This window comes from Paraburkholderia tropica (genome assembly GCF_914484835.1).
Classification (GTDB): Bacteria; Pseudomonadota; Gammaproteobacteria; order Burkholderiales; family Burkholderiaceae; genus Paraburkholderia; species Paraburkholderia tropica_A.
Genome location: NZ_CAJZAR010000028.1, coordinates 281,827 through 289,196, shown reverse-complemented (window position 1 = coordinate 289,196; position 7,370 = coordinate 281,827). Strand labels below are relative to the sequence as shown.

Sequence of the window (7,370 nt, the reverse complement as noted above, 5' to 3'; positions counted from 1 at the left end):
TTTTGCACGCACCTCAACACCCGCCTATCAGCACGACAATCTGCGTATGTCGTTTCGTCTGCTGGAAGAAACGCTGCGCCGCTCGCTGAGCACCGTACTACAACCTCGCGCGGTATCGCTGCCGATCGTCCGGCAGCAGTATGGCGTCCTCACCGCAACGGTACAGGACCGCAGCCTGCTCGCCAGTGCGGATTTCATCCTCGCCGTGCGCGCGCGCATGCCGCTGGAGGTGCTGCGCCAACAGTTCGTGCAGCAGGCCAAGGTCACGTCGATCGAAAAGCTGGGCGAACTCGTCAGCCTGCAACTGCCGGGCATACCGCTCAGTCCCATGCCGGTCGCGCCTCGACACTTGCCTTATCACGCCGGCTTCACCTACTTCCAGCTCGATCGCAGCCATCCCGCATGGAGGCTGATGCACGACACAGCCGGCTTTGGCTTCCACATCGCTGGCGATTTCCCGGAACTGGAACTCCAGTTCTGGGCCATTCGGAGCGAATGACATGGCCACCCGCGACAACCTTATCGAACCGACCGGTATGCTGCACTCGGCACCAGCGCCCACCATCCCGAACAAGCGCGATATCGGCTTCGAAACCATCGAAGGCATCGATCAAGACGCCGACCTCGGCTTCGCATTGCGTGGCAAGAGCTACAACGCGCTGGTGAACGGTGCATTGCCGCTCTTTGGCCTCGTCATCCGGCTGCGCAAGCTCGATCACTACAACGATGTCGAAAAACTCTACTCCACCGTGCGCGACCAGATTGCCGCGCTCGACGAAGAAGTGCACGGCCTCGGATACGACGGCGCCACCCAGCTGGCTTTTCGTTACGCGCTGTGCACCTTCATCGACGAAGCGGTGATGGCAACGCCTTGGGGCTCGCATTCCGTCTGGGCAGCGCGCTCGCTGCTCAGCAATTTCCACAACGAAACCTGGGGCGGCGAGAAGTTCTTTACCGTTCTCTCGCGCATGCTGATGGATCCGCGCAAATACCGCGACGTGCTCGAATTCAAGTACCTATGCCTTTGTCTGGGATTTCGCGGCCGGTATGGCCTGCAACACAACCAGTCTGAAGCACTCCAGGCCTTGATCACGAAGCTTCACAGTACCCTTCGCGGTCTGCGGGGCGACGCGCCGGAAGCTTTGACCGAGGCCCGCGACCACGTTGCGTCACGGCGTTACCTCATGGGTCGCGCCTGGCCATGGTGGACGCCGTGGCTCTCAGCGCTCGTGGTCCTGACGCTCGCTTACAGCTTCTACGCGCTCAGTCTGCGCGGCACCACCGACGAAGTGCTGCACTCGCTCGACACCATGCTCCGGCGTTAAGCGCGCTTCCACCGCTACGCCAAAACCACAAAAAAACGGCCTGCATTCCGCAGGCCGTTTTTCATCTGATCAGGAGATCAGGATTCCAGCGGCTTGCGCCAGTCGTCGGCCGCTTCAGTACCGGCAATTGCGTGCGTCCACGTAATCTTGCGGTAGGCGAGCGACACCTTGATCAACTGCGTGTAGTCGGACTTCGAAGCGTCCTGAGCGTGCGGCAGCACCGTGTTGATATCGACAACCGTTGCGTCTTCGAGCTTGGTCGTGAAGAAGTGCTCCTGCTTGCCTTCCGTGGACGTGCGATACCAGTGCGTTTCGACGACCGGCAGCATTTCACCCGAGGCAAGCGCCTGGTACAGCAGCGGCACGGCCTTATTCAGCGCGCACGTGAAAATATACGGCTTGTGCACGCGTTGGCCCGACGGCTGGCCGCTTTGCGGATCGGTCGGGGTCGTGACGCGATGCTCGATTTCCTGGACGAGGATCTGATCTTCGTGACCTTCGACGAAGACGTTACCAACGGAATCGGCCGTGGTGGCGCCCTTCGTGATGTTGCCTTGGGTCTTGCCAGTGATGTTGATATAGGCGGGAGTCGGCATGTGCGATCCTTGAATAAACCATCTGGATGCGCGGAACGGATGTGCCGCGCGTCATCAATGTAATGACGCAGGTATTAATGCAGTATCCGTGCCAGCGCATCCAACAACGTGTCCCCCCATGAAATCAGGCATTTAGAGCGAAACGGATTCGAATCATTCGATGCTGGCGAAACCATCTCTCATACTGCTTGGGCCATTGTTGGCTCGATATCCGCGAAACTCCCGAAAATACGCAGCATATCCTAGGCCACTTTTGGCCCGCACCAGTCAACAGTGGCCCGATACCAATAACAAGGCGTTTTCGAGAACGCCTGTGTGTGAGGCGATTCAATGGACACGGCACGCGCGAGCACCCCGGCAATTCGCTGAACCAGCTGAGCGTCGACTTCCCCGAGCAAGCATGTGGCGCTAAATTGATACAGAGATCCTCTATAGGCACACGTCATCGACTGCTTTTTTCTGCTCTCCGTTATCTCCCGCTCCCGGCCACAACGATATATCTGGCCAGAGAAACTGATTTGCCGTCGGTCGACCGCAGCGTTGACGTTGCGCAAGCCCATCGTGAGCGCGCAGGTTCAATATTCTTCGCGTTATAGCCGTCCCGCTTCTATCTCGGCGAAAAATTAAATGACTTAGTACTGCAATATTTCAAGAGAGATTAAACGCACACCATGTTCTGCGCCGAGGAGGCCTAAGGCATGCCCCGTCAAAGTGATTTGCATTTTTCGTTCAAATCGGAAGGCAGTACCGCATTTGACGTTATAAGTTTTCAGCTAGACGAGGGCATCAGCCGCCCTTTCAGGCTCACCGTCGATCTTTCCAGTACCGATCCCGACGTCGATTTCCGCAAGGTGCTCGATCAGTCGGCGACCTTTACGATCTGGCGCGGCGAGACCGCCGTGCGTTATGTGAACGGACTCGTTAGCCGCTTCGAGCAGGGAAAAGCCGGCTTCCGGCGTACCTATTACCGCGTGGTGGTCGAGCCACAGTTATCGCGCGCAGATCTGCGCTCGGACTGGAGAATGTTCCAGCAGGAGAGCGTGCCGCAGATATTGCAGACCGTGCTCAAGCGCTCGGGCATCAACGACGCCGTACAGGATCTGACCAAAGAGCATCTGGTGCGCGAATACTGCGTCCAACCCGGCGAGACGGATTTTCATTTCATCAGTCGACTCTGCGCAGAAGAAGGACTGTTCTATACGTACCGGTTCAGCGCCACGGAGCATCGCCTGATCATGGGCGACCGGCTCTACGTCCACGGCACAATCGAAGGCGGTCCGGTCATCTACAACGCCACGCCCAGTGGTGACCAGGCCGAGCCGTGTATCACAAACCTGAGTTACGCCGAACAGGTACGGACAGCGCGGCAGGTCCAGAGGGATTACTCCTTTAAGAATCCGCGTTATAGCCACGAGAGCCGTAGCGACGGGGTCAACCTCGAACATCAGGGCCGCGAATACGAACGCTATGACTACCCGTCGCGCGCGAAACGCGACGAGGCGGGCCGTCCCTTTACTGAAACCCGTTTGCTTGCGCTACGGCACGATGCTCAGATCGCTGAGATCGAGGGCGACGATGCGCGCCTGCAACCGGGGCTGGCGTTCGATCTTGAGGGCCATGCCCGCGAGGACTGGAACACCGGCTGGCGTGTGGTGAGCATGATCCACACCGGCACGCAGACCGTGAGCCAGGAGGAGGAAGCCGCAGAGGCCGAGGTAGGTACGCAGTACGGCTACACCGCGCACATCGTTCCAGACCACATTGAGTGGAAACCGGAACCGCTGCCCAAACCCCGCATCGATGGCCCGTTGATTGCCACCGTCACCGGGCCTGCTGGAGAAGAAATCTACTGCGATGAATTCGCGCGTGTTGTCGTTCAATTCCCATGGGACCGCTACGGGAACAACGACGAACACAGTTCCTGCTGGATACGCGTGGCGCAGAACTGGGCCGGTGCGACGTGGGGGCACATGGCGATACCGCGCATCGGGCAGGAGGTAATAGTCGCATTCCTCGATGGCGATTGCGACCAGCCGATCATTATCGGGCGAACGTATCACGCGACCAACCTGCCGCCCTACGAACTGCCACGTCACAACATCATCAGCACGATTCGTAGCAAGGAACATAAAGGTGACCGTGCCAGCGAACTGCGTATTGACGATACGCAACAGCAAATCAGTGCAGCGCTGATGAGCGACCACGGCGCGACCGCACTGCATCTCGGTTATCTCACGCACCCGCGCCCACAGGGTGGCAACCCGCGCGGCGAAGGTTTCGAGTTGCGTACAGGCGAACATGGGTCACTGCGCGCCGCCAAGGGATTGCTACTTACGACGGATGGTCAAGCAAAAGCTCAGGGCGGACAACTCAGTCGCGCCGAACTTGTGCAGTGCCTTGAAAGCGCTCTTGATCTGGCCAGAAACCTCGGCGACTACGCCGGGCAGCACCAAAACCTACCTCACGATGCCACGCCTCAACAGAACCTGAGCGATGGCGTACGCGAGCTAGGGTACGGCACCAATGACGAAAGGGAACAAGGTAATGGCGGTCAGCCGCTCATTGCGCTGAGCAGCCCCGCAGGCATCGCAGCGGGTACGCCGAAATCCATCACACTGGCAGCCGGCGAGCACATCGACAGCGTGGCGCAGCAGAACCAGCAACTCACCGCCGGCCAGAAGCTTGTCGCAAACGCAGGCCAGGGCATCGGCATGTTCGCGCACGGTGGGGAGCTCAAACAAATCGCCCATCAGGGAGATCTCACCCTGCAGGCACAACAAGCTACGGTGCGGATCGAGGGCAAGCAGAGCGTCGAGTTGTACGCAACGGACAACCACATCCTCGCCGTCGCGGGTAAAGAGCTCATGCTGATGTGCGACGGAGCCTACATCAAGCTCCAGAGCGGCGATATCGAGATAGGTTGCCCGGGAACGCTCCGTTTCAAGGCCGCCAACTATGACATGCAGGGTCCGGTCAGCCAGAACGCCGACGTGCCGCAGTTCAATGTAGGCAATACACAGTGCAGGTTCGTCGCCACGCTGCCGGATGGCCAGCGCGCGGTGCCCAACCAGCCCTACACCATCACGCTCAAGAACGGTGAAGTCATCAAAGGCGTGACCGACAGCCAGGGCGGCACGCAACTGTTGCAGAAAGACGCAATGCATATCGCGGAACTGGCACTGCATCCGAAGACGTCGCAAGCACTGACGCTACCGCAATCATTTGGAAATTGCCGATAAGGACAACGTGAGATGTTCACATCAAACCTTCCCCTGATGGGGCAAACGGAGGCGCTGTTCTATCCCGGGGCGAGTCCTGCCTTCGTGCAGGTCCAGCAGCCCAAACCCTGCATTACGATCCTGGTCCATGGCGTGAACGATCTGGCCGGGATTTATGCCGACATCGAGCAAGGCCTATGCGATGGACTCAACGATCGGCTAGACCACCTGACCAACGCGCGCGGCCAGTTCAACGTAGCGGCACTCGTAAGCGCCACTTACTCACTGCCCACGGACGATGATCACCTCGCAAAGGATCCCGATAAGGTCTACTACCGGCGCCTGGCGAATACTGGCAAAGGCGGCACGTCTCCGCGTAGTGTAGTTATCCCATTTTATTGGGGCTTTCGTGAGGATAGTGGTAAAGATCCAAAGACCAAACTGCCGTACGTCCAGAAAGACACGCCCCACGGCGAATGGCTAGACCGTTACGGCAATCGTCTCGACAAGGCCGCGACGAAGGAAGGCGGTGCGTTCGCCAACGCCACCACTACGTTGCCAGATATGTGGCTCAAGGGCTTCAATGACCTGCTGTTCGGTTTCTTGCCGATGAACGTCCTGGCAGGCACGCCGCGCCATCCGCTGTTTGCGGCACCGCCCCGGAATTACATGCTGCTGGCCGCCAAGCGGTTAGCTATGCTGGTCAGGATCATCCGAGCCAAACACCCGGACGATACGGTAAACGTCGTCGCGCACAGCCAAGGCACCATGCTCGCACTGCTCGCCAATGCCTTTCTCAAAGACGAAGGCCAGCGGCCGATCGACAGCGCCGTGCTGATGAATTCACCTTACAGCCTGTTTGAACCTCTGGCTGAGCTCACGCAGCTTTATGCCGCCCAGCAAACCCGGGATACGCGTGTGAGCACGCTATCCGGAATACTTCATTTCATCGGCGACAGTCCTCATACCGTTCCCGCACTGGCCGACGTGGCCGATCCGGGGCAGTTCGAACGCTGCATCGGCGGACTGCGCTGGACAGGTATGGCTTGCGCCACCACGCTCAAGACCAGCACCGTAGGTTTCGACGAGCGCGATAACCGCGGCAGCGTTACGTTGTATTTCACACCACTGGATCAAACCGTGGGGCTGCGCAACGTGCAGGGCATCGGCTGGCAGGGCGTACCAGATGAAGTGCTGGCGCAACTCGGTCAGCGCTTCCACCAGCGCATCTTCACGGTGCGCGAACGTGACGGTATATCAGAAGAAGTGGGCGCCCATCCGCCCGGCTATCGCTACGTCATGCGACAGCCGGGCGAAAGCACCTGGGACGGTAACGGCCAGGGATTTACGGGTAATGCGAAAAAGTCCGAACTCGACGTGGGGCAAGCCGTGACGCTCAACGCTCCTGTGCTTCCGGAGCCATTCAAAGCGAACTTCGACTCAGGCGGAACCGCGGATTTCACTGGAGCGAAGGATGGCATCCACATGGTCAAGGCGGCGATGGACCCAATCGAAGCCTCAATAGGCCTCACCTACAAGGGATGGAAACCTGGCGTTTACCGAGACTATGAACTGGGCGCGGATGACCCGGCGCTGGCACACGGAAACAGCCGAGAGGCCGTTCAGGCAGCGCTGAACCAGGACAAGGAAACGTTCGACCTGACACAGGTGAGGCAGATCACTCAGCTTGAGAGCGGCAAGGTGCGCGTGACGCGTCTGGAGACGCCCAGTGATGCGCGTCGCCGCATGATGGAGACGCCCAATGACCAGCTTACAAAAGATGACGCGCTGTCGTTCCATTCGGCCATTCCATCAAATCCAGAGCATAGCCGAAAGGCTGTCGCGTACGACCTGGCTATTGGTCAGGCTCGGAGTATCGATGATGAGGTGTTCTATGCATATTTATGCAGGGTTGCGGATTGGAGATTGGGGTGGGGGAAGATCAACCAAAAGGACTCTGGCGTTCGCCACATGGATAACATCATGTCAGAAGAAAATCGGGAACTTACTGCAATGAATATTCCGAGTTCCGATGTAATGGAGAATTACTCGAAAGATGCGCCAGAAAACAAATTATTGATCGACGCCACGGCAGACTACTTCGCACACGGAAGGTCAGATACATATCCGGAATATTTCACCCCAGATATGCCGTCATTGGTGACGACCGAAACCCGGTCCGGGAGGAATGCGCGTCGTGGATAACGCTCCCCGGTTCCGTCTCTATCGGC

At 58.6% G+C, this 7,370-nt stretch carries 5 protein-coding genes; 4 read left to right on the top strand and 1 reads right to left on the bottom strand.

The window, feature by feature from the left end:
- Together tssK and icmH are read left to right on the top strand one after the other, a co-directional pair.
- The coding region (gene tssK / locus LDO54_RS03345; RefSeq protein WP_224006235.1) for a type VI secretion system baseplate subunit TssK at positions 1 to 499 on the top strand (499 nt) is incomplete at its 5' end.
- 1 nt (position 500) lies between these two features.
- Positions 501 to 1,325, top strand: a complete 825-nt coding sequence (gene icmH / locus LDO54_RS03340) for a type IVB secretion system protein IcmH/DotU (RefSeq protein WP_224006232.1) — start codon at positions 501 to 503, stop codon at positions 1,323 to 1,325.
- Between the two features lie 77 nt (positions 1,326 to 1,402).
- Here the strand turns inward: icmH and LDO54_RS03335 are convergent, their stop codons facing one another.
- Positions 1,403 to 1,921, bottom strand: a complete 519-nt coding sequence (locus LDO54_RS03335) for an Hcp family type VI secretion system effector (protein WP_224006229.1) — start codon at positions 1,919 to 1,921, stop codon at positions 1,403 to 1,405.
- Between the two features lie 698 nt (positions 1,922 to 2,619).
- On the opposite strand from LDO54_RS03335, the gene LDO54_RS03330 reads away from it, so the two are divergent.
- Together LDO54_RS03330 and LDO54_RS03325 are read left to right on the top strand one after the other, a co-directional pair.
- The gene (locus LDO54_RS03330) at positions 2,620 to 5,160 is read left to right on the top strand and encodes a type VI secretion system Vgr family protein (RefSeq protein WP_224006226.1); all 2,541 of its coding nucleotides are present in this window, start codon (positions 2,620 to 2,622) and stop codon (positions 5,158 to 5,160) included.
- A gap of 12 nt (positions 5,161 to 5,172) precedes the next feature.
- Positions 5,173 to 7,344 carry a T6SS effector phospholipase Tle3 domain-containing protein gene (locus LDO54_RS03325; RefSeq protein ID WP_224006223.1) on the top strand — a complete coding sequence of 724 codons (2,172 nt, stop codon included), beginning with the start codon at positions 5,173 to 5,175 and terminating at the stop codon, positions 7,342 to 7,344.
- Positions 7,345 to 7,370: the final 26 nt, after the last annotated feature.

Excerpts from the sequence above, each read along its gene's own strand:
- LDO54_RS03325 (WP_224006223.1), top strand. The coding sequence starts at position 5,173 with ATGTTCACATCAAACCTTCCCCTGATGGGGCAAACGGAGGCGCTGTTC.
- LDO54_RS03330 (WP_224006226.1), top strand. The coding sequence starts at position 2,620 with ATGCCCCGTCAAAGTGATTTGCATTTTTCGTTCAAATCGGAAGGCAGT.
- LDO54_RS03335 (WP_224006229.1), bottom strand. The coding sequence starts at position 1,921 with ATGCCGACTCCCGCCTATATCAACATCACTGGCAAGACCCAAGGCAAC.
- icmH (WP_224006232.1), top strand. The coding sequence starts at position 501 with ATGGCCACCCGCGACAACCTTATCGAACCGACCGGTATGCTGCACTCG.